We start from the raw sequence: 21,064 nt of genomic DNA, 5'->3' as shown, positions 1-21,064 counted from the left end.
CCTTTTCTAACTCAACAAAAAAACTCTACTCCACCTTCTGCTTCACTCCATCCACCCTAGCTCAACTCGCAACCTAACCCAAACAAATAAATCCTTGCCTACAAAAAAGACGCCACAGCTTCCCCTCCTGACAGACGGTTACTTGTTAGCGTCAAACTTGCGATGATATTGGTGATTGATGTTCTGCCTAACATTTTGCTTCCAAGATTTTCACATCTAAATAGGAACAAGTTCATTTAAATTATCGTGTTGTATACACCTTCACGCCATCACCACGTTGATAGCCCTGCCCCCCGGCTGGCAGCCAAATTAAGCAATCCGCATCTTTGATCGATACCATAATGCTCGATTTATCAATGCCAGAGGGTCTTACCCATAAGCACCCTGCGTCCACTCGTGTCGTCCCTCGTATATAACGCGGATAAACAGACGGTTTATCGTAGGGAACATCCAAAAAAGCTGTTAACACTTCCGCTTCCGGACGCAGACACCCTAACATCACTTTAATAATCGGCTTAGCCAATAGCTCGAAGCCTACGAACGAGGCGCCAGGGTTACCTGACAGCGCAATGAGCAGCTTGCCTTTCCATAACGCGGCACTCGTTGGAGTGCCTGGTCGCATCGCTACTTTATTAAACAATAGCTTCCCATCGAATCGACCGAATACATCGACAAGTACATCGTAATCGCCAACAGAGACACCACCAGAAGTCAGAATAAGATCGACCTCAGGCAGTACAGCTTCAAGTGCGCCTTCTACCTGCCCTGGATCGTCCGAGAGCGCTGGCATGATGAGGGCTGCTCCCCCGTTTGCTTCCACTTGAGCCGCTAACATGTAACTGTTACTGTTACGTATTTTCCCTGGCTGCATCTCCTGTTCGACTTGTAAGAGCTCAGAACCAGTTGAGAAAATAGCCACTCTTGGCCTTCGGTACACCTCAACCATGGAGAACCCGAAGGTCGCTAATATCGCGGCTTCTCCTGGACCAATCCGAGTCCCCTGTGGGATCACTAACTCCCCAAGACTAACTTCACCAGCGATCGCCGTAATATTACTTGCTGCTTGCACATTTTTCTTAATCTTCACCTTGGCACCCAATGATGAAAGTACCTCATCCTGCAAGGAATCTGTCATCTCCAACATCACAACCGTATCAGCACCATCTGGAACAGGCGCCCCCGTCATGATGCGAGCAGCCATTCCTGCTTGAACCGTGCAGTTAGGTACAGTACCGCTTGGTATTCGTTCAATCACATGTAACACAATCGGATTGTCTGGAGTCGCCGCTGCGATATCCTGGGAACGTACTGCATACCCATCCACACCTGATCTGCGAAAATGTGGTACAGCATGATCCGCATAAATATCTTTTGCTAACATTCTGCCAAAAGACGCCGGAAGCGAAACAGTTTCCGTTTCTATGGGTTTAACATATTCGTAAAGTGATGCTCGTGCTTCATCCACAGAGATCACTTTACGGCCAAACCTAAGCTTCATTTCGCTGCTCACTTGCTTCCCATGCCTCCCTGTGCCCGTTAGCTAACCGCCGATTTGAGACATTCGACGAATAGTTGGTGTATGCGACTGCTCTTCATTCATCAAAGCCTGTGCCATCTCGTGATTTTGTGGCTTAATATCCAGCGCTCGGAAGAACAAATCTTCCACCGCAGCATCATCCCCTATATATTTTCGCACATTAAATTCGTCCGACCAGTATAAGCAAGGTTTGATATTGCCATCTGCCGTCAGCCGCAGCCTGTTGCAGGTTTCACAGAAGTGATCGCTAATCGGATGAATGAGACCGAATGAGCCTAACGCACCTTCAATGCGATAATTCTGTGCTGGGCCGTTGCCATAAACCGCGTTCGAAGCTGTTGCTTCCCAACCCATTTCCTTGCAGCGATCGAGAACCGTTGTAAGAGATAAATAACGCTTTTTCCAATCCTCATCTTGATGACCGATAGGCATATATTCAATAAAACGAACTTGAATCGGTCGATCAATTGTCATTTGTAAGAAATCAGCAATCTCGTCATCATTAATGCCTTTCATCAGCACCACATTCAGCTTAATCGGCGTAATCCCTACACGATATGCTTCTTCAATGGAGGCAAGCACGCGACGAATATCACCACCGCGGGTGATTAATGAGAACCGATCTGCCCTTAAGGAATCCAAACTGATATTTACACGAGTTAGCCCTGCTGCACGGAGCTTCTCAGCCCGTGACGCAAAGTAAATCCCATTCGTAGTCAATGCTATATCTTCAATACCGGGAATCTGTGATAACATGCCGATCAGCTGCTCTAGGTTTTTACGAACCAACGGCTCTCCCCCAGTTAATCGCAATTTGCGAACACCAAGTCCAGCTAGTACTCGGACAATCTCGGTTATTTCATCAAAAGTTAACAGCTTCTCATCCGGTTCAAATTCCATTCCATCTTCCGGCATACAATATACACAACGCAAATTACAACGATCTGTCACTGAGATGCGCAGGTAATCATGCATCCGTCCAAAACGATCCAATAGCTGCTTTGGCATCGGAGTTCACCTTCTCTCTCTGTTCATTATGGCATATTTTCTAACAAATTCCTAGATTATCAAGCATTTTAACTAGAAAAATGAATTATCGCGGTAGATTATCTAACATATACTCATATTCTTCTGGCGTATTAATATTGGTTACGAAATCAGTTCGAAGACCACGTTGAACCAAATAATCCTCATCCACAGACTGCCAATCCAAATGCTCAAGCAGCCCCATCAAGCGGTAGTTTTGTTGCCCAAGCAGCAGCTCGGTTTCAGGCCCAACTTCTCTTGCATAGATCCCATGCAGGGGATGCAGACGTCCCTCTATCTCAGGAATAACTGCATCCACATTCGAATCTCGGCACAATTCTGCCATCATCTTAGCTGCATCTACAGAAATAAAAGGCATGTCGCACCCAACAACCCATACATGAGACCCGCTTGCGACTTTCATGGCAGCGTGGATGCCGCTTAACGGCCCCTTTTGGATATAATGGTCACTCACACACTGCACCCCAATATCCTTAACCTTAACCAGCAACGGCTTAAGGGTTTCAATGTCATTGGTCACCACAATAATTTGCTCGCATCCACGCGACATTTCTTTCAGTTGTCTTAAGAGAATAGCTTCGCCTTGCACAGGCAGAAGTGCTTTGTGCTTCCCACCCATGCGGCGATTCAAGCCCCCTGCAAGTATAACACCTGTCATCATGCCTCGAGCTCCGCCAATCTTTTCCTAAACGACTGCTTCCAGCTAGCCGAAAGGCTATCTACAGAAAGCACTCTTTTGATCGCATCGATATTGAACTTATCGTGATACTTGATCTGATTGGCGAAGGCAACCGTCACACCCGCTTCATCTCTAGCGATGAGTTTCATCTTGGAGTCCGGTGCAATGTAACCCACTTTCAGTACGCGAAAATAATAACCTGTATATCCTGTTTCCTGAACGTACAGCGTTGCTTCTGGCCAATCCATACGCTTTGCTAGCTTATGACAAGGCTGCCTAGGCTGTGAGACCTGCACGATAACCTCGTCAATGGCAAATTGATCACCAATACAAACCTCATGCTCCTGCAAGCCGCGAATCGTCAGATTTTCACCAAACGTAGCAGCGTCCAATGTATGGCCCCTAAAGTCTTCCCAGTACGCATAGTGCTCTTCAGGATACACGCAGATGGCTTTATCAACACCGCCATGAACCGTTAGATCGGCCTGCCCATCCCCGTCAATTTGTACCTTGGATACAAACAAAGAGGAGCTGACCGGCGTTTTATAAATCCCCGTGGTCAGCTCTTTTCCTTGATATGTTATATGCTGGGGTAACCCCACATTGATAGATGTAATTTGCATGGCAAATGCCCCTCATTCCGCACAGGATTCTTTGCCCTTACTATATCAAAATTTTCGCAAAAAGTCAGTGCCCACTTCAACAGCACTGAACTTATATTAGGCGTTTGATTTGCCTACCCAAGCATCGTTATCGTAGCCCCGTACTTCCCAATACCCCATGTGCTCTTTCTCGATTAACTCGATACCTTGCAGCCATTTCACTGATTTATAGGCGTACATCTGAGGCACAATCAGTCGCACTGGTCCACCTAGTTGCTGTGGAATCGGCTTACCGTCCATCAAGACGGCGACCATGATATCATCTCCGTTTGCCTGACTCAAGGACAGTGCATCTGTATATACTTTATCGCCTGAATAAAATTTCACAAATTTTGCCGATGCTTGAACACCAGCCGCCGCTAACAGCTGTTTCAGTGGAATGCCTTCCCATGTACATTTGTACACGGACCATCCTGTCACACAGTGAAAGTCACTTACTTGAACCGTGCGTTTCATCTGTAGGAACTGTTCCCAGTTCCACGCATTGGGTTTATCCACGAGACCTGAAATCGCGAATTTCCAGGTGTCTGAGGAGAACGATGGTATTTCCGTCACCGTGTAGATGCGGAAATTCCCTTTGGCCCCTCCGCCTACAACAGCGGCGGAGTCGGGCAATGGCGCTGGCGGCGGCAACATGCGGTTGCCGTCATTGGCCACATATTCGGCGGTCGACGACCCGCCGGTATCGAAGGCGCCTTTTATCCAGCGATAAAAGGCGGGGCCGACCGCGATCACGAGCAGCACCCCTGCGACGAGTCGCAGGAAGGAGGCGCGTGTGATCGGTGATTCCTTCAGCGCGGCGATAACCGCCTGCGCTGCTGTGCGCCCTGCAGTGGCGTCTTCGGACGCCACCGGGGCTATGTCTGCCGCTGCGACGCTCGCGGCGGCAGGCGGCCTGCTAGCAGCGGCTTGCTCGAGCCGCTGTTGGCGCTTGAGCCATCGGCTGCGCGAGATGGCGTGGTACACGGCATACGGCACTCCGACCCAGGTGAGCACATCATGCACGAGGAGTGCCGCGTTGTTCAAGCCTGGTGGCATGTGCCGGAACTGCCACAAGATCACGCCTGATGCGGCCCAGCCGATCAGGAGCGCGAGCACGAACACCAAATTCGCGCGTTGGTTGCGGCGCGCGCGAATCTGGCGCCAATGCTTGCGGATCATTGGCGCGTACAGAACCATGAGCAGCACAGAGGCTACTCCTAAGTAAATGTGAAGCTGCTTCAGTGTCACACGAAATGCGCCAAGATCCCCTCGAATTGCGCCAATACTGAGCACAATTCCTGTCACCGTCAACAACACCAAAATCCAAGCATTCCAGCTATGAATGGCGTTTAATCGCTTTCCAAACGACTGCTTGAGCCAGCCTCTTTTTGACTCCACCTTCGCCACATCCTTTATGCGTTCATCCTAATACATCTATCATAACGTATAAATATTAAAAAAGGCTTACAATTAGCTGCTAGGCCTACTTTTTACCTTCATAAGTTCAAAAGAGCCTGCCCAGTAGGCAGACTCCATCCATCCATTTATTTCAATAAGTACATTTCAACAAACGACTTCGGAACATACGTCATACTGCCAATCAGCATCGGAGTGTACATCAGCATGCCTTCCTTACCATCCGCGGTGATCATTGTACTATCAATCTGAATACTGAATGTGTGTCCCATCATCATATTCTTGTCTTCCATCATTCCTTTATCATCCATCATGCTCTTGTCTTCCATTTTCCCTTTATCATCCATCATCTTATCTTCCTTCATACCCATATCACCCATTTTCGCCAAAACAATCATATGTGTATCATCTTGCCATGTCACTTTGAACCCTAATGATTCCGCAATTTGGCGCAACGGGACTAATTCCGTGCCGTCCTTCATCATCGTTTGGATACCTGTATAATCATAAGACTTTGCCATCATTTCCTCGGCACTCGCGAATGTTGGAAGTGCCAGCGTGCAAGCAGCTACCCCCACAATCAGTGCTTTTCTCCAAGACAATCTCACATTCATTTTCGGATTCATCGCATTCATTCCTCTCATTTCAATTGTTATGTTCGCTTCACATCACCTAATTTACAGTGTCATGCTTACCAAGCTCTAACGATAACCTTACAAATCCCTTACAGAAGCATAACAAAAAGAAGCCTAGCATCTTGTTACATGCCAGACTTCTTCGAACATACCGCTATGCTTGATGGACCGGCAGCGTGAACCAGAACTGACTCCCGCCCCCGCCTGTCGCTTTATTTCTCTCAACGCCAATTGTGCCGCCATGCAGCTCTACAATCGATTTTGCAATAGCCAAACCGAGCCCAGCTCCTCCGCTTGATCTTGTTCGAGATGGATCAGAGCGATAGAACCGATCGAAGATTCGTTCTTTATCTTCTTCCACAATACCTTGTCCTTGATCTGTGATAGAAAGTTTTACGAACTGCCCTGTTACATGCTCCGCCCGAATATCTATCGTTCCGCCAACAGGCGAATGCCTTATCGCATTATCCAAAATATTGGCAAGCACTCGCTTCATTTCCTGCGGCATGATGGCAACTGGCGGTAATCGCTCAGGCAGATCGACTTCAACCTGCAATTCTTTTTCCTCTAGTTGAAAAGCTAAGCTTTGCAACCCATCCACAAGAAAATGATCTACATGGTACAGCTCAGGCGTGAACTCCGTACCACCTGCATCTAGCTGTGATAACTTAAACAGTTCTTGAATTAGCGCATCCAATCTTCCTGTTTCCAGTCGAATCGTTTGCAAATACCGCTCGAAAGTCGGCTTATCTGCAATCACATCATCCTGCAAAGCTTCAACAAAGGCTTGAATAGAGGCCATCGGGGTTCGCAAATCATGTGAAACGTGAGCTACTAGCTCTTTGCGAGAAGCTTCTGCCGATCGAATTTTACCGAAACTTTCATTTAATTTGGCCGTCATCTGATTAAATTGCGCCGCTAGCCGCTGGTATTCTAAAGGACCAATTAGCGGTACTTTACCTTTGAAATCCCCCTCCGCAATATGCGTGGTTTCCTGTGTAATGGCTTTAATCGCTTTTTCCAAGGGTCTCGTCATGACAAAATGAATGAGCATGGAAACGCCAGCCGCCCCCACCGTTACGGTTGATAAGAGCACAACATCTTTCCAATTCAACAGCATGTATCTATAGCATATAAATAAGCTGAGCAGGATCATCCCTGTACTTACGCCGCTTGCGATAAGCAGATATAACCGAAGCTTCATGATGGCTCCCTACCCTCAAATTTATAGCCGATTCCCCATACCGTCTTAATAAATCGTGGTTGAGACGGGTTCGCTTCTATTTTCTCCCTTAGCCTGCGAATGTGTACAGTGACCGTTGTGGTGTCGCCATAATAATCCACATCCCAAACTTTATTAAGCAGTTGATTTCGTGAAAAGACTTGTTCTGGATGCCTGACAAATAAATGCAGCAACTCAAACTCTTTCACGGTCAATTCGATTTCCTTCTCATTGACACGCACAGTGCGGTGTAGGACATTGAGCTCCAGTCCTGGAAATCTCATAATATGCGATGGCGTCACCTCCGCCATCTCTGGCAACACCAGCTGATTGCGCTGTTGCCTACGTAAGATAGCCTTCACGCGCAGCACCAGCTCACGAGGCGAGAAGGGTTTCGTCATGTAATCGTCTGCTCCCATTGTTAACCCCATCAAGCGATCCATTTCGTCCCCTCTCGCCGTTAGCATAATAATGGGCACGTCCTGCTCGTTGCGAATTTCTTCGCATACCTGCCAACCAGTCGTGCCAGGCATCATGAGATCAAGCACGATTAGCTCCGGATTATGCTGTCTCCATAGTCGAAGAGCCTCATCCCCGCTTTCTGCTGTCATTACTTGATAGCCTTCCCGCTTCAAATATACGGAGCATACATCGGTTATATTAGTCTCATCATCAACAACGAGAATGAGTGAATTCATCCTTATAATCTCCCCTAATGACGGAATGACGTCCAATACTGATTTTAAGTATACCTCATAACAGGGAGCTCAAAGCTTACAGATATCTTACAAATAGGTTGAATATCATGCCTTTCAAGCAAAAGAAAAAGGTCAAATCGCGTCGCAGCGCATTTCACCTTCATGAGTATGTATAGTTGAATTTAGCCGCCAATACGAATCTTGCGGTATGTATCGATAAACGACAGGACATCGACCCGTTTCCCCCTCTTTTTAGCTACACGAGCCATTTTCACAAGGGTTGTCCAGAACTCATCTAGCACAGGTGATTCAAATCCATCTTCATTTGATTCTTGCGTTAACTTATGCTTGTTTTTGTAGGAAGTGCCTTCATCCGAAATGAGGTACTGAATTTGACTTTTTTTCCATTGCTCACCCGATACATAACTGACACCCATTTCACGCATTTTTTTGCGGACCGATGTAACAGGACGTGATAATTCTCTAGCAATGACAACTGGCGGACACTCCGAGGAAAGTCGAATTAGTTTGTCCAGTTCTTGAGTGGACCATGGTTTTTTAGTCATAGCAATAAACCCCATTTCGTAAATATAAATGTTTCATTTTGCCTGTTCTTGGTGAAGTACTAAAGGTATAATCAGAGAATAGCAATGAAATGTTAAGTAAGTATGAGTTAACCATAATGAAAGTATGAAGACATAACTTTTTCGCTATTTTTCTGAGAAAACCTCATTTCGAGGCCGTTCGAAGATGAGCGACCGCGTTTTGAGGTAGGTTTTATCGCCAATAATAAAGCAGTTTTCGGGATTCGAAAACGCGATCTTTCTTATGTGGTCAAAAATATGTCAATGGAGGGTGAAAAACAATGAAAAAACACGTAAATGGTACCGAATTGTTCGTTCAAGATCAAGGTCAAGGAGCTCCTGTTATCCTCCTTCACGGCTTTCCCTTGGATCATCGGATGTGGCAATCACAAATCGAGGCATTGTCCGCAAACTACCGCGTACTTGCACCTGATTTCCGTGGCATGGGTCAATCCGATTTGCCAGTTACGCCAATGTCTCTCACACAGTATGCGCAAGATATTCTCGCTCTTATGGATGAATTACGGATAGAAAAAGCCACCCTTGGAGGCTTCTCCATGGGCGGCTATGTCGCTTTTGCTCTACTTCGTCTAGCACCTGAACGCTTCTCAGCATTGATTCTAGCCAATACACGTCCCGAGCTAGATGGCCAAGAAGGACGGAAAAATCGCATGAACATGGCTGTCTCTCTGTATGACAAGGGAGCCGCGGCCGCTCGAGATGCCATGCTGCCTAAACTTGTGACAGAAGCCACAGTTCAAGAGCAGCCGCAGCTGATCGATTCACTCAAAGTGATCATGGACAGCATGTCAGCCGAAGGTCTTGTCCACGCCAGCATCGCGATGGCCTTCCGCGCGGACTCGGTTGGCCTCCTGCCTACCATCTCTGTGCCAACCCTCGTCATCGCTGGCGAACAGGATGCAATCGCGCCGCCGGATGTTATGAAGTCTATGGCTGATCAGATTCCAGGCGCTAACTTTCACGTCATTCCTTCTGCTTCCCACTTAACACCCATGGAGAAACCGGAAGCCTTCAATGAACTAGTTCTTGCCTTTCTGAAGGAAGCTTCGCTTAAATCAATGGACTACCGCTCGCCTTCCTAAAAGAAACTAAGCTTTAACCAGTTGATTCATAACCATTACAGCAGCTCCAATGGCTAATGCTTCATCACCAAGCTGTCCTTTGCTGAAAACAACCTGATAGGCGGGGTAATAATACGTCTTACGAATCGCAACCTGCGTTGCTGTCTGGAAGAACAATTCCCCGCCTGTTATCAATGGCCCCCCGATGATCACTTTCTCCGGGTGCAAAATATTTAATAAATTCGCCAGGCCGATCCCGAAATAGGTCGCAGCCTCCGTCACGATCTCCACGGCTAGGGGATCATTTTTTTTGAGCGCCTCCATAATATGCTGGTAAGTAACCTGCTCTGGATCCTCAACCATATGTACTAAAACGGTAGATTTCCCTTGTTTCAAGGCAGATTTTGCAGCCTTCTCTATCGCATACAGCGAAGCGTAAGATTCCAAAGCGCCATAATTGCCAGATTGGTTACGATGGGCAACACCATCGGTTTGAATAATCATTTGCCCCACAGAGCCTTCCATATCTACCGCCCCATAGATAACCTTGCCTTCTGATACCATAGAAGAACGTAAGCCTACACCAGCGTGAATATAAAGCAGATGCTTAAAGCTCCGGGTCCGTTGGTGCCAGGATTCCGCCAGAATCGCTGTGTTCGCGCCATTGTCCAGCAATGCAGGAACTTGCAGTTCTTCACTCAACCACCTGCATATGTCCACATGTCTCCATCCACTCGCCGGGAAATAAGAGGGCTCCAGAATAACTCCGGATACTCGGTCTACCGGTCCCACTGCTCCAATTCCTATACCCAACACCTGCGAAGTTTCGATGCCATGGTGAGCTATCATGCGCTTCGCTTCTTTGACAATAAGGGGAAGCAGCACGCCTGGAGTCATAACTTCTGTCATCGCCCAGCTCTTCGTTTCCAGCTTGTTCATCCCTAGATCTACAAGTACCAGCTTGGACAAGGTTCTCGAGATTTCCAAACCAAATATATAAGCATAGGCCGGATTCTTCTCATACAAAATCGGCCTACGCCCGCCCGTAGATGCACCAAAGCCGGATTCCAAGATGAGTCCCTGACTCGTTAACTCCTCTAGCAGTCGCGTTAACGTCGAGACCGTCATACCGCTTTGATCTAATAAATCTATTTTCGAAACCGTCGTATGCCGTGTAATCAGCTCATAAACTTCCTTGGCTTTACGGTTCGAAATTCGTTCTGTAATAACGTCTACATTCAAAAGAAGCAGCCTCCAATGATAATCTTTCTCATATGCTTCGCCATGAAGGATTCATTATCCTGCTTCTTAGTGTATCCTTAGTCCTTGGAGCCAATCATTAGGGTATACCCCATATAAGGATGATACTTGCTGACCAGCTCATCATACCGAGCGGTGATCTGCCATACACGGGGATCCATGAAGGATTGTCGATCAGATAAATGAACAGGATCTGGATGCTGAACCTGATCTTCGAACATCATTAAGGGGAATGGATGGATGCCTGTCGAAGTGACGTTACTGAATTTATTGCTCTCCAGCAACTCTTGCCACTCTTCCAGCTTATAGATCTTACTCACCCCATAGAAGCTGCATAGCGCCCTATGAATGGCTGTTGTCATATCTTTTACTTTAATCACTTCTCGGTCATATAGCTTTCCTTCTGGTTTCAATACCCGATAGTACTCCGATACAGCTTTCTGGGCGTCTGCGAAGTTCGTAACAGATTCCACCATCACGACATCGAAAGAATTAGCATCGAATGGCAGCTGACAAACATCTCCAATCAGGAATTTCACCTGAGTCCCCTGCTTCTCCGCTCTGATCTTGGCTTTGTTGATCATCTCCGGACGTATATCGATGGCGGTGACATCACAGCCCTGCTCTGCCAAATAACAGGCCGTTCTACCTGTTCCGCAGCCAACTTCCAACACCTTTTTCCCTTTGTCGATCGGATATTTCTTCAGTTGCTCAATGGTTTCTCCAAATCCCCCGGGATGTGCGTTTCCTATCCCGAGCTTCGCTAACATATCCAAGTAATCGATAGCCCTTACACCTCCGCAATGGCATTACGTTCTTTTTCTACCATATGGAAGGCTACTGTCACTTGTTCAACTTCTCGCTATCTTTTTCCAAAAACAGGCGCTAGCCCAAAAGTCGTGATTAACCCTATAGATTTAGGCGAAACACCCAAGCAAATCGTGAAATCTCTCCATAGGATAGTATTGTCTCTCATTCGCTTCTGCGGAAGAGCATTCCTAGAGATGGGGGGTGACATAAATGGGTGTTGCTGTAGGTGCTGGTTCTTGTGCAGGTTATGGTGGTACGTCGTCCGCTGCAGTTGTTCTTGTATTGTACGTATTGTTAGTTATCGTATTAATGACTTTTGTTTGGTAATTAGCCATAGATGTCTGCAAACAAAAGGAGCCAAGGTTCATATGAACCTCGGCCCCTTATACATAGAATTTATTACTTCTTAGAAGCTGCTAAGAAAGCATCCAATTGCTTTTGCTTTTCAGCAATGATTTTATCAATGCCTGCTGCTTTCATTTTATCTTGATATTTCGGCAAGGAAGCATCCATATCCACAGAACCCGTATCCATCGCTGCATCGAATTCTTTACCTACGTTAACTGCTGCAGCCACTTGTGTTTTAACTGGCTCGGAGTCGAACGTAAAGCCTAGACCTGGTGATTTTTTGCCCGATTTATTGAACTCTTTGAATTTATCCCATTTCTGTGGATCTTCATTATCGTATAGGTAGTTCAAGAATTGGTTACCGAACTGCCATGCAGCACCTGGAGCATAATTTTTGCCTGCATCTGTTGCTTTAATAATGTTGTCCGACACTTTCGTGTAGTGCGTACCTTCGATACCGAAGTTGATCAAATTGTTCAATTGTTTATCTGTGTGCAAGAGATTAATCACCATCATCGTACGAGCTGGATCCTTGGAAGTTACGGAAATACCCAACATGGAACCCGCTGTGTCGCCAGTGGAAATGGTACGTGGTGTCAGCTCGATTTGACCAAGCTTGCCTACCAAGTTCGTTGCATTCGCAAGCTCACTATCTTTACCTGGTTTCAAAGAAGAAGTAATCATGAACACATTACCGGACTTCAATGCATCTTGACCCGACAATTGTGTCGTAGCCGCATCCTTATTGATATATCCTTTTTGCATAAAATCACGTGTTAATTTCAAAATTTCCTTATAACGCGGTTGATCCCATTTCGGAATCACTTTTGTATCTGTGCCATCTTTCATAATCACACCTGGAATTGTGCTATCACCCAGATAGTCATACTGTGCCAAATAGTGCGCATTCAAGTTATCCCCATCGCGAAGGAAGAAAGCTGTCATTTCTGGCTTTTTCTCTTTGACTGTTTTCAGTACATTAGCCAAGTCTGCCATCGTTTTCACAGCGGTCATATCAATGCCTAACTCTTTCGCGATATCGGCGCGATACACAACCCCACCTGAAGCTGCGAGTTCTTTATTCGTTGGAACACCATAGTTTTTACCGTTGATTTTAGCACCTTGCAAGAACGCTGGATCCAAGGAATCCGTAATCCCCTTGCCATATTGCCCAATCAAATCATTCAGCGGCATCAACGCACCTTTACCCACATTGACAGCGTGACCATTCCATTGTGCTGTGAAAAGGATATCGAACTCTTCACGGGAAGCGATCATTAAGTTCGTTTTGTTATCCCATTGACCCCAGTCGATTGGCATTAATTTGATCGTTGCATTGATTTTTTCTTTCAAAACCTTGTTCATTGCGTCTTCGACTTTAGCTTGATCCGGTTGTGGTGTACCAGGGTAGACTAGTTTCACTTCATAAGGCTTCAAATCCGTTGTAGCTGCTTTCGTCGCAGCAGGCGCTGTACTTGTTGCTGGTGCTGCTGTAGCACTTGCTGCAGGCTCTGGTGTGCTCTTCGAACAGCCCGCCAAGGTGAGTGATAACGAAAACGTTAGGGTAAGAAGTGCAAGAGTGCTTTTTTTCAAAGCTTTCATTGATGGATTGCCTCCCTTTATCTCAATTCTTCTTATATGCTAAACCAGTCTACACTGGTACAAGCCGTGTTTAACTATCCTTTTATTGCACCAACCGTTAGGCCTTTCTTAAAATACTTCTGGAAGAATGGATACGCGAACACGATCGGTCCTATTCCGAGTACGGCCATCGCCATACGGACTGTTTCCGTTGGTAGTTGTAGCATGCCCCCTGCCTGCGATAAACCTTGACTCGCCTGCACATTCGAAGTTAAGAACTGAATATCCAGCATTGTTTTGTACATCATGAACTGTAGATTGATGTTTTTGCTGCCAGAAATGAACACCAGACTCAGAAACCAGTCATTCCAATAGTTCAGCACCTGAAACAGACCGACGGAAGCCAATACCGGTAAGGAGAGTGGAATAATGATTTGGCTGAAAATCCGAACCTCACCGGCTCCATCAATCTTCGCTGCTTCGATTAAAGGCATCGGAATCGAATTCGCAAAGAATGTCCGAAGCAATAGGACGAAGAAAGCGGAGACTAACAAGGGCAGCATAAGTGCTGCGATCGTATTTTTCAAATCCAGCATCTGGGTATAAACAAGATACCATGGAACGAGCCCACCATTGAATAACATCGTGAAAAACATGAAGAAGGAGAAGAAACTTCGATGTGGAAAATCACTTCGGGAAATGGGATACGCATAAAGTGACATCATCACTAAACTAATTGCTGTTCCTACCGTTGCTAGGAAGACTGAGATTCCGAAGGAGCGCAAGATTTGATGCCAATCCTTAAACATGAACTTATAGGCTTCCAAACTCCAAGCTTCAGGTATGAAATTGTAGCCATGTATGAGAACTCCCTTTTCATCCGAAAAGGATACGATGATAACCAACACCAGAGGCATTATACAAGCTGCGGTATAAATCCAGAAGAACACGTTAACCAACAAATTCGCTGTAGGCGTTAATTCATTGGGTCCTCGTTTCCTGGCTATCCGTTGTTTACGTAATGAAATTGCTTCACTCATGACAGCCACTCCTTCTTAAAATAGTGCGTTCTCTTTGCTTACTTTTCTTACAAATAAGTTCGTAATTAGAACAAGTAGGAAGCCAACAACGGCTTGGTACAAGCCTGCTGCCGATGACATTCCGATATCCCCCATCGTCAGGAACGTTTGATACACATACGTATCAATAACTTGTGTGGTCGGAAATAAAGCCCCTGCATTTTTGGTTACTTGGAAGAAGAGGCCGAAGTCCGCATAGAAAATTCTACCTACTTGAAGCAGTGTCATTGTAATCATGACCGGCATAATCAGCGGAATCGTGATCCGTTTGACTTGCTGCCATTTATTCGCTCCATCGATCAATGCCGCTTCATAATACTCATGATCAATCCCAATAATGGCTGCCATATAGATGACCGTATAGTATCCAAGATTTTTCCATGTGTTCACAATCGGTAGAATGACCGTCCAATATTTCGGCTCTGTATACCAGTCAATCGGTTCGATACCTAATTTAGGTAGGAGCACGGTATTCACGAAACCATGCTCGGCGCCTAAGAAAGCGTATACCAGATAGGCTACACACACCATAGAGAGAAAGAAGGGCAGAAACATCGTGCTTTGATGAAACTTCGAAAGAAATTTGCTGCGCATCTCATTAAACATAATAGCCATTGCAACGGCGATTACCAAATTCAATACGATGAAAACCAGATTATACGAGATCGTATTTCGAGTAATGACCCACGCAACCTCACTAGAAAACAAATACTTGAAATTATCGAAGCCCACCCATGGACTTCCTAGAATCCCTTTTGTGTAATTCACATTTTTAAAAGCAATCAGAACGCCCGCCATTGGAATGTAGTTGTTAATGATGAGCAACAATGCTGCTGGTGCCATCATCACATAGAAGATCCAGTATTTGCGAACCGTCCATAGAAAGTTTGATTGAACCCTAGTTCGTTTCGTAGTACGTATAGAGGCTGCCTGCGCTGCCGTATTTGACGTATCGTTCATCGTTTAATTTGCTCCCCTTTCCATGCAATCCGCTTACATCCTCTCTCTTATAGGTTCATTGTAAATTGTTTGGAAATAAATCTCTATCTGCCTAGTGACCGAATAAGCACTTCTGTGACATTCGTCTAAACGTTGCCATCTCTTCCTGAAAGCACAAAAAGCTACCCATTCTTGGGTAGCTTTCCATTCCATCTGAAGTTGTTTTGTACCCCTGATCCCATGCTTCAGATCCTCATCAACCCTGAAAGTTCTTTCGATACTCTTGTGGGGAAAGTCCTGAATACTTCTTAAACATTTTCGCGAAAAAGGAAAAGTGTGAATACCCCGTTTGCTCCGCTACGTAGCTGATCTTATCGTTGGTTTCCGCAAGCAGCTTCATCGCTTTCTCCATCCGAACCTTCAGACTGTACTCCGAGATGGAAAGCCCCGTTTCTTTCTTAAATAAACGTGATAAATAGGCTGGATTGAGAAACACAGAAGCCGCCAATTCCTCTCTACTAAGCTCTTCCTCGCTATGTTCGTCAATGTACTGGCATACCTTCGCAGTAACCGCTGAGACGCCTTTCAGATGGCTATTCATGTAGTCACAACTTACTGTAGCGACTCGAACCGCCCAATTCCTCAGTTGATTTAATGAACGCGTCGCACTGCTATAGTCCTGTAACTCTTGATGAGGCAGCATATCATGTACAGCTAATCCTTTTTTGTGCAAAACATGATACACCACATGCAACAAGCCATAATAGAAAGCCTCAACCGTTTCGGAGCCCACGTCATCATTCTTCTGTAGACGATCAATATTCTCCTGTATGCGAGCTACCAGCTCCGCCTTCTTCCCAGACTCAAGCAGCACGATCCAGTCGGAAAAGGTTGGCGCCTGCGGCTTGTTCATGAGCGGCTGATCTGTTTCATTGTGCAAAAGCACGCAGTTACTTTTCGTCACATTGTTCCGCTCATTTTGAAAAAGATCCGCCACCTTCGCCGTTAGCTTGAGTAAAGGCGTTTCCTCGCCTACATAGCAGGACAAGCTGCACTGGAAATAACGGTGACAAGCACTAATATAAGCCTCACACTTCGCTTTGATGTCAGATAGAGATAGCTCGCTTCTTTCAGCTACATACAGAAGAACCAAAGATGAACCATTCTCCTGAATCACGCAGCCAGCCTGCTCCATAACAATAATTTCAGCAGCCGCTTTCCGAATCGCGTACTCCATAATCTCTTCATCTCTTGCATTCAGGTCTTCCTTCCAGTGCTCCACACTTATCAGGATAGGTAAAATCCTGCTCGTCATGTCCAAGGGGATTTCATACATCTGGAAATTACGAGTCAACCGCTCCTCATTCGCAGGTATTTTCCCGCTAAACAACTCCTGCCAAAACTTCTCAACCAACGACGGCAGCTCATTGACCCAGTGACTATAATACGTCTTATACGTTTCATGAAAATCTAACTGCTCCTGATCTTCTTTAATCTTCTCAATGGCGAGCTTCACAATATCTTGCAGCCGATCGTGATCTACTGGCTTTAAGACGTAATCAAAACTCCCTAACCGAACAGCCTGCTGCGCATATTCGAAATTCGCATGACCCGTTAAGAAAATCGTCTCCGTTTGCGGTGAATGCGTACGTACCCACTCCTGCAGTTGCAAGCCATTGGCACCTGGCATTTCGATATCCGAAATCATGATGTCAATTCGATTCTGAGATAGCACTTGCTTCGCTTCATTCACATCTAAAGCTTCAAAAATTTGACCCATCGGAAACGCCTCCCAATCGATCCCCACTGTTATTCCTTTTACCGCGATCTTCTCGTCGTCCACAACCAATAAGTTAAACATCCTTTTCCGTCCCTTCCACAATGGGGGTGTGAAGCGGCAGCCTAATTTGAACCAAGGCCCCTCTCTCCGGCTTATTCAGAAATCTCAGCGTAACTCTGTTCCCATAATTCATTTGTAACCGATGCCGTACATTCCAAATTCCCAGGTGATCATCGCCCGATTGGTCCAAATACTGAGCTGAATTTAATTGCTGCAGCATTTCTGGTTGAAATCCATTCCCGTTGTCACTAATCGACAAGAGAAAAAACTCCTCAGGCGCTTCTGGATCTTGCTCTGCTTTCACTTGAATAACATACGTACCGTACTGCTTCGTAAACCCATGGATCACAGCATTCTCTACAAATGGCTGTACAATAAGTGGAGGAATAGCGTACTGACTGTATGTCTCTGGTAATTGGAGGTCAAACGTCAAATTGTCCGGATATCTCATGACTTGAATCTCCAAATAATTGCGAATATGATCGATCTCATCCTTCAATGTCATCGTTGTCCGATTCGTACGCATAATAAAACGGAAATAATCTGCCAGATGCAGTGACATCTTCTGAACGGATTTCGTATCTTTTAACGCCGCGAGGTTATAAATGATATTTAAACTGTTCATATAGAAGTGTGGATTAATTTGTACCTGCAAATGCTTAAATTCCGCCTGCTGTACGCGGATCTTCTCCTCATAGACCGAAATCTTCAGATTCTCAATCTGATCCACCATGTTGTTAAATGTAGCTATCAGAAAGGCAAATTCTGTCGAGCTGCCTTCATGCAACCTGATTGACAATTCCCCTTGGGCAATCTTCCTCATACCTCGTATTAATTGCATCAACGGCTTGAATAAGATGCGCTGCACATACAACAAATAAATCCCAAGCACAAACGCTCCGCCTAATGGTAAAAAGTAAATCAACAGCTGCAAATATGGCAAATTCTGCAGCATATTTTTCTCGGCAATGATGAGTTCAAATTCCAAATCTGCATGCGAGGATGCTTCACGCACAATCAAAAACTGCTGATCAAGCTCCTTATCTTTGACAATTTGAAAGCCAGAGCTTTTGGGTGCAATTTGATCGCTGATATTCTGATACCTTTGTAACGGGAAAAAGTTGTTTGCTAACGTAATCCCGTCTGGAGACACCACAGTAGTTCCTCCACCCTCGCCTGTGTCCCACTTACTTAGTGGCTCAACCATGCTGCTCATTTTAATTAAAATGCCGCCTGACAGCCCTGCGCCCAAATCCTTATTAATTTTCATCAAATAGTGGTCACCGTTCGCTGCCTTCATAATAAGCCAGTTGCCATTTGAGCTGTCATTCGGACGGCTCTTCGAATTTTCAACGATGAATTGTTTCACCGTCTGAACACGGTCATAGTAATACGTATTTTCCCTTGTAGATACAAGTAAATCCCCCGTCGTATTCGAAAAGACGAAAAACGTATTGACCAAATTGTATATATCCAACTGTCGGGTTAACTTGTTGAACAAGCGCTGCTTTGCTAGCACATAATCATCCGATTCCAACGAGTACAAGTTCATGTTAATCACATCAGGATCACTATAGAGATGAAACAAATAATTATCAAATTCTTTGAGTGTATTATCCGTATCCTCCACGTACTGATGCAGGAGCTTATTATAGTTTTGAGAAATTTGATCCCTCACCACATTCATGGAGTACACATTATTAAAGATCAAGAACAAGACCAAGGGAGCTACCACCAACACAAACCCAATAAAAATCTTAAACCTTACCGAATTCACAATATTCAAAGGGTCCCCGCCTCATATGTCATATTTGGGAATGAACTTCCATTGTAAGCGTTCCCTTCCTATTTTACTATCTGTAAAACACATATACATAGCATTTTAGATACCATGTGTACGAAGTGCATTGATCCCTCTTCCGTAACGAAAGTGAACAAAAAAAAAGCCCATGAAATCAAATGATTTCATAGACTTTCTTTGTTCGTTATACCGGCAAGAGGACTCGAACCTCCACCCTTTCGGACTCGATTTTGAGTCGAGCGCGTCTGCCATTCCGCCATGCCGGCATAAACTTGTAAAAACAATGGTGCCGAAGACCAGACTTGAACTGGTACGGTAGTCACCTACCGCAGGATTTTAAGTCCTGTGCGTCTGCCGATTCCGCCACTCCGGCTTATAAATTTGTGGAGGCGCCACCCAGATTCGAACTGGGGGTAAAGCTTTTGCAGAGCTCTGCCTTACCACTTGGCTATGGCGCCTTAGTAATAATGGAGCGGAAGACGGGGATCGAACCCGCGACCCTCGCCTTGGCAAGGCGATGCTCTACCGCTGAGCCACTTCCGCATATAAAACTGGGGATCAAGGATTTGAACCTTGGCATGACGGAGTCAAAGTCCGTTGCCTTACCGCTTGGCTAATCCCCATTATGTTGCTTTGGTAATAATGGGCGGACGACGGGACTTGAACCCGCGAATGCCGGATCCACAAACCGGTGCGTTAACCCCTTCGCCACGACCGCCACAATATTAAGTTTCTTGCATTTTTGGCAGGGGCAGCAGGAATTGAACCCACACCAAAGGTTTTGGAGACCTTTGTTCTACCCTTAAACTATGCCCCTACAAAAAGGAAAATGGAGGCTGATGGATTCGAACCACCGAACTCGAAGAGAGCAGATTTACAGTCTGCCGTGTTTAGCCACTTCACTAAGCCTCCACAAAGCAATGGTGCCGTCGAGAGGACTTGAACCCCCAACCTACTGATTACAAGTCAGTTGCTCTACCAGTTGAGCTACAACGGCTTATTTAATTTAAATGGTGGCTTTGGACGGAATCGAACCGCCGACACGAGGATTTTCAGTCCTCTGCTCTACCGACTGAGCTACAAAGCCTAACTAAATTGTGTAATAATAATGGCGGAGCTGACGGGATTCGAACCCGCGGTCTCCTGCGTGACAGGCAGGCATGTTAGGCCACTACACCACAGCTCCACATGTATTATTTGGTTGCGGGGGCAGGATTTGAACCTGCGGCCTTCGGGTTATGAGCCCGACGAGCTACCGGGCTGCTCCACCCCGCGTCATTAAGTATATGTCACGTTTCCTATTAAATCAAGTCTTTCATAAGGAAAAGTGATGGAGGCTGACGGGATCGAACCGCCGACCCTCTGCTTGTAAGGCAGATGCTCTCCCAGCTGAGCTAAGCCTCCATGGGAAGTAAAGATGGTGACCCGTAGGGGACTCGAACCCCTGTTACCTCCGTGAAAGGGAGGTGTCTTAACCACTTGACCAACGGGCCTTACTAGAAAGATTGTGGCGGAGAGAGAGGGATTCGAACCCTCGAGACGCTTGTGACGCCTACACGATTTCCAATCGTGCTCCTTCGGCCAGCTCGGACACCTCTCCATATGGCTCCCCGAACAGGACTCGAACCTGTGACAACTCGATTAACAGTCGAGTGCTCTACCAACTGAGCTATCAGGGAATAGAAACAATGAATCTTTCAAGGATTTATTCCTTGAAAACTAGATACGAAACTCAACGTAAAGTACTTTACTTAGGAATTTTGGTTAAGCCCTCGACCGATTAGTATTCGTCAGCTGCATACGTTGCCGCACTTCCACCTCGAACCTATCAACCTCGTCGTCTACAAGGGGTCTTACATACT

At 45.9% G+C, this 21,064-nt stretch carries 17 protein-coding genes, 16 tRNA genes and 1 rRNA gene; 1 reads left to right on the top strand and 33 read right to left on the bottom strand.

Going from position 1 to position 21,064, the window contains the following annotated elements:
- Positions 1 to 241: 241 nt before the first annotated feature.
- The 9 genes from AB4114_RS10695 to AB4114_RS10655 form a co-directional block, all read right to left on the bottom strand.
- Positions 242 to 1,510 carry a molybdopterin molybdotransferase MoeA gene (locus tag AB4114_RS10695; RefSeq protein WP_441988436.1) on the bottom strand — a complete coding sequence of 423 codons (1,269 nt, stop codon included), beginning with the start codon at positions 1,508 to 1,510 and terminating at the stop codon, positions 242 to 244.
- Positions 1,511 to 1,540: 30 nt separating this feature from the next.
- A complete protein-coding gene (gene moaA / locus AB4114_RS10690) occupies positions 1,541 to 2,545 on the bottom strand; it encodes a GTP 3',8-cyclase MoaA (protein WP_441988435.1) in 1,005 nt (334 codons plus the stop codon).
- Positions 2,546 to 2,630: 85 nt separating this feature from the next.
- Positions 2,631 to 3,245, bottom strand: a complete 615-nt coding sequence (gene mobA / locus AB4114_RS10685; RefSeq protein ID WP_441988434.1) for a molybdenum cofactor guanylyltransferase — start codon at positions 3,243 to 3,245, stop codon at positions 2,631 to 2,633.
- Positions 3,242 to 3,886 (bottom strand): MOSC domain-containing protein, encoded by a 645-nt coding sequence (locus AB4114_RS10680; RefSeq protein ID WP_441988433.1) that lies wholly within the window; start codon positions 3,884 to 3,886, stop codon positions 3,242 to 3,244. Before AB4114_RS10680 ends, mobA begins: the two co-directional genes overlap by 4 nt.
- A 96-nt stretch (positions 3,887 to 3,982) precedes the next feature.
- Complete coding sequence (locus AB4114_RS10675; RefSeq protein WP_441988432.1) at positions 3,983 to 4,777, bottom strand: molybdopterin-dependent oxidoreductase; 795 nt, start codon at positions 4,775 to 4,777, stop codon at positions 3,983 to 3,985.
- A gap of 674 nt (positions 4,778 to 5,451) precedes the next feature.
- On the bottom strand, positions 5,452 to 5,949 hold the full coding sequence (locus AB4114_RS10670; protein WP_441988431.1) for a stalk domain-containing protein: 498 nt from the start codon (positions 5,947 to 5,949) through the stop codon (positions 5,452 to 5,454).
- A 163-nt stretch (positions 5,950 to 6,112) separates the two neighbouring features.
- A complete protein-coding gene (locus AB4114_RS10665; protein WP_441988430.1) occupies positions 6,113 to 7,162 on the bottom strand; it encodes a HAMP domain-containing sensor histidine kinase in 1,050 nt (349 codons plus the stop codon).
- Entirely contained in the window at positions 7,159 to 7,878 is a 720-nt protein-coding gene (locus tag AB4114_RS10660; protein WP_441988429.1) for a response regulator transcription factor, read from the bottom strand. The genes AB4114_RS10665 and AB4114_RS10660 overlap by 4 nt, the downstream gene beginning before the upstream one ends.
- Before the next feature lie 182 nt (positions 7,879 to 8,060).
- Positions 8,061 to 8,444 (bottom strand): hypothetical protein, encoded by a 384-nt coding sequence (locus AB4114_RS10655; protein ID WP_441988428.1) that lies wholly within the window; start codon positions 8,442 to 8,444, stop codon positions 8,061 to 8,063.
- Between the two features lie 299 nt (positions 8,445 to 8,743).
- Here AB4114_RS10655 and AB4114_RS10650 point away from each other — a divergent pair, with 299 nt between their 5' ends.
- Positions 8,744 to 9,565: an alpha/beta fold hydrolase gene (locus AB4114_RS10650; protein ID WP_441988427.1), complete on the top strand. Its 822-nt coding sequence runs from the start codon at positions 8,744 to 8,746 to the stop codon at positions 9,563 to 9,565.
- Between the two features lie 6 nt (positions 9,566 to 9,571).
- Here AB4114_RS10650 and AB4114_RS10645 read toward each other — a convergent pair whose 3' ends face one another.
- The 24 genes from AB4114_RS10645 to AB4114_RS10530 all read right to left on the bottom strand — a co-directional run.
- On the bottom strand, positions 9,572 to 10,786 hold the full coding sequence (locus tag AB4114_RS10645) for an ROK family protein (protein WP_441988426.1): 1,215 nt from the start codon (positions 10,784 to 10,786) through the stop codon (positions 9,572 to 9,574).
- A gap of 77 nt (positions 10,787 to 10,863) precedes the next feature.
- The gene (locus AB4114_RS10640; RefSeq protein ID WP_441988730.1) at positions 10,864 to 11,574 is read right to left on the bottom strand and encodes a class I SAM-dependent methyltransferase; all 711 of its coding nucleotides are present in this window, start codon (positions 11,572 to 11,574) and stop codon (positions 10,864 to 10,866) included.
- 439 nt (positions 11,575 to 12,013) lie between these two features.
- Positions 12,014 to 13,564, bottom strand: coding sequence for an ABC transporter substrate-binding protein (locus AB4114_RS10635; protein ID WP_441988425.1), 1,551 nt, complete (start codon positions 13,562 to 13,564; stop codon positions 12,014 to 12,016).
- Between the two features lie 74 nt (positions 13,565 to 13,638).
- Positions 13,639 to 14,583, bottom strand: a complete 945-nt coding sequence (locus AB4114_RS10630; protein WP_441988424.1) for a carbohydrate ABC transporter permease — start codon at positions 14,581 to 14,583, stop codon at positions 13,639 to 13,641.
- A gap of 15 nt (positions 14,584 to 14,598) precedes the next feature.
- A complete protein-coding gene (locus AB4114_RS10625) occupies positions 14,599 to 15,582 on the bottom strand; it encodes an ABC transporter permease (RefSeq protein ID WP_441988423.1) in 984 nt (327 codons plus the stop codon).
- A 235-nt stretch (positions 15,583 to 15,817) separates the two neighbouring features.
- A complete protein-coding gene (locus tag AB4114_RS10620) occupies positions 15,818 to 17,422 on the bottom strand; it encodes a response regulator transcription factor (protein WP_441988422.1) in 1,605 nt (534 codons plus the stop codon).
- Entirely contained in the window at positions 17,415 to 19,178 is a 1,764-nt protein-coding gene (locus AB4114_RS10615) for a histidine kinase (protein WP_441988729.1), read from the bottom strand. The genes AB4114_RS10620 and AB4114_RS10615 overlap by 8 nt, the downstream gene beginning before the upstream one ends.
- A gap of 211 nt (positions 19,179 to 19,389) precedes the next feature.
- Positions 19,390 to 19,468: transfer RNA gene (locus tag AB4114_RS10610), tRNA-Leu, on the bottom strand.
- A gap of 18 nt (positions 19,469 to 19,486) precedes the next feature.
- Positions 19,487 to 19,575 (bottom strand) — tRNA-Leu (locus AB4114_RS10605).
- A gap of 11 nt (positions 19,576 to 19,586) precedes the next feature.
- A tRNA-Cys gene (locus AB4114_RS10600) sits at positions 19,587 to 19,660 on the bottom strand.
- A 10-nt stretch (positions 19,661 to 19,670) separates the two neighbouring features.
- Positions 19,671 to 19,745 (bottom strand) — tRNA-Gly (locus AB4114_RS10595).
- 8 nt (positions 19,746 to 19,753) lie between these two features.
- Positions 19,754 to 19,825: transfer RNA gene (locus AB4114_RS10590), tRNA-Gln, on the bottom strand.
- Between the two features lie 22 nt (positions 19,826 to 19,847).
- Positions 19,848 to 19,920: transfer RNA gene (locus AB4114_RS10585), tRNA-His, on the bottom strand.
- A gap of 25 nt (positions 19,921 to 19,945) precedes the next feature.
- Positions 19,946 to 20,019, bottom strand: a tRNA-Trp gene (locus tag AB4114_RS10580).
- A gap of 13 nt (positions 20,020 to 20,032) precedes the next feature.
- A tRNA-Tyr gene (locus AB4114_RS10575) sits at positions 20,033 to 20,114 on the bottom strand.
- Between the two features lie 9 nt (positions 20,115 to 20,123).
- Positions 20,124 to 20,199, bottom strand: a tRNA-Thr gene (locus AB4114_RS10570).
- Between the two features lie 14 nt (positions 20,200 to 20,213).
- Positions 20,214 to 20,289: transfer RNA gene (locus tag AB4114_RS10565), tRNA-Phe, on the bottom strand.
- Positions 20,290 to 20,311: 22 nt separating this feature from the next.
- A tRNA-Asp gene (locus AB4114_RS10560) sits at positions 20,312 to 20,388 on the bottom strand.
- 12 nt (positions 20,389 to 20,400) lie between these two features.
- A tRNA-Met gene (locus tag AB4114_RS10555) sits at positions 20,401 to 20,477 on the bottom strand.
- A 56-nt stretch (positions 20,478 to 20,533) separates the two neighbouring features.
- Positions 20,534 to 20,606, bottom strand: a tRNA-Val gene (locus AB4114_RS10550).
- 14 nt (positions 20,607 to 20,620) lie between these two features.
- Positions 20,621 to 20,695 (bottom strand) — tRNA-Glu (locus tag AB4114_RS10545).
- 15 nt (positions 20,696 to 20,710) lie between these two features.
- Positions 20,711 to 20,802, bottom strand: a tRNA-Ser gene (locus tag AB4114_RS10540).
- A gap of 3 nt (positions 20,803 to 20,805) precedes the next feature.
- A tRNA-Asn gene (locus AB4114_RS10535) sits at positions 20,806 to 20,881 on the bottom strand.
- An 81-nt stretch (positions 20,882 to 20,962) separates the two neighbouring features.
- Positions 20,963 to 21,064 (bottom strand): 23S ribosomal RNA (locus tag AB4114_RS10530); the annotation flags it as partial.

Source organism: Paenibacillus sp. 2RAB27 (assembly GCF_052115445.1).
GTDB lineage: Bacteria > Bacillota > Bacilli > Paenibacillales > NBRC-103111 > Paenibacillus_E.
This window is presented reverse-complemented; position numbering and strand designations above follow the sequence as displayed.

What these genes read in the sequence shown, in the direction of transcription:
- moaA (WP_441988435.1), bottom strand. Translation starts at nt 2,545, where the DNA reads ATGCCAAAGCAGCTATTGGATCGTTTTGGACGGATGCATGATTACCTG.
- mobA (WP_441988434.1), bottom strand. Translation starts at nt 3,245, where the DNA reads ATGATGACAGGTGTTATACTTGCAGGGGGCTTGAATCGCCGCATGGGT.
- AB4114_RS10680 (WP_441988433.1), bottom strand. Translation starts at nt 3,886, where the DNA reads ATGCAAATTACATCTATCAATGTGGGGTTACCCCAGCATATAACATAT.
- AB4114_RS10670 (WP_441988431.1), bottom strand. Translation starts at nt 5,949, where the DNA reads ATGAATCCGAAAATGAATGTGAGATTGTCTTGGAGAAAAGCACTGATT.
- AB4114_RS10665 (WP_441988430.1), bottom strand. Translation starts at nt 7,162, where the DNA reads ATGAAGCTTCGGTTATATCTGCTTATCGCAAGCGGCGTAAGTACAGGG.
- AB4114_RS10660 (WP_441988429.1), bottom strand. Translation starts at nt 7,878, where the DNA reads ATGAATTCACTCATTCTCGTTGTTGATGATGAGACTAATATAACCGAT.
- AB4114_RS10655 (WP_441988428.1), bottom strand. Translation starts at nt 8,444, where the DNA reads ATGACTAAAAAACCATGGTCCACTCAAGAACTGGACAAACTAATTCGA.
- AB4114_RS10650 (WP_441988427.1), top strand. Translation starts at nt 8,744, where the DNA reads ATGAAAAAACACGTAAATGGTACCGAATTGTTCGTTCAAGATCAAGGT.
- AB4114_RS10640 (WP_441988730.1), bottom strand. Translation starts at nt 11,574, where the DNA reads ATGTTAGCGAAGCTCGGGATAGGAAACGCACATCCCGGGGGATTTGGA.
- AB4114_RS10635 (WP_441988425.1), bottom strand. Translation starts at nt 13,564, where the DNA reads ATGAAAGCTTTGAAAAAAAGCACTCTTGCACTTCTTACCCTAACGTTT.
- AB4114_RS10630 (WP_441988424.1), bottom strand. Translation starts at nt 14,583, where the DNA reads ATGAGTGAAGCAATTTCATTACGTAAACAACGGATAGCCAGGAAACGA.
- AB4114_RS10625 (WP_441988423.1), bottom strand. Translation starts at nt 15,582, where the DNA reads ATGAACGATACGTCAAATACGGCAGCGCAGGCAGCCTCTATACGTACT.
- AB4114_RS10620 (WP_441988422.1), bottom strand. Translation starts at nt 17,422, where the DNA reads ATGTTTAACTTATTGGTTGTGGACGACGAGAAGATCGCGGTAAAAGGA.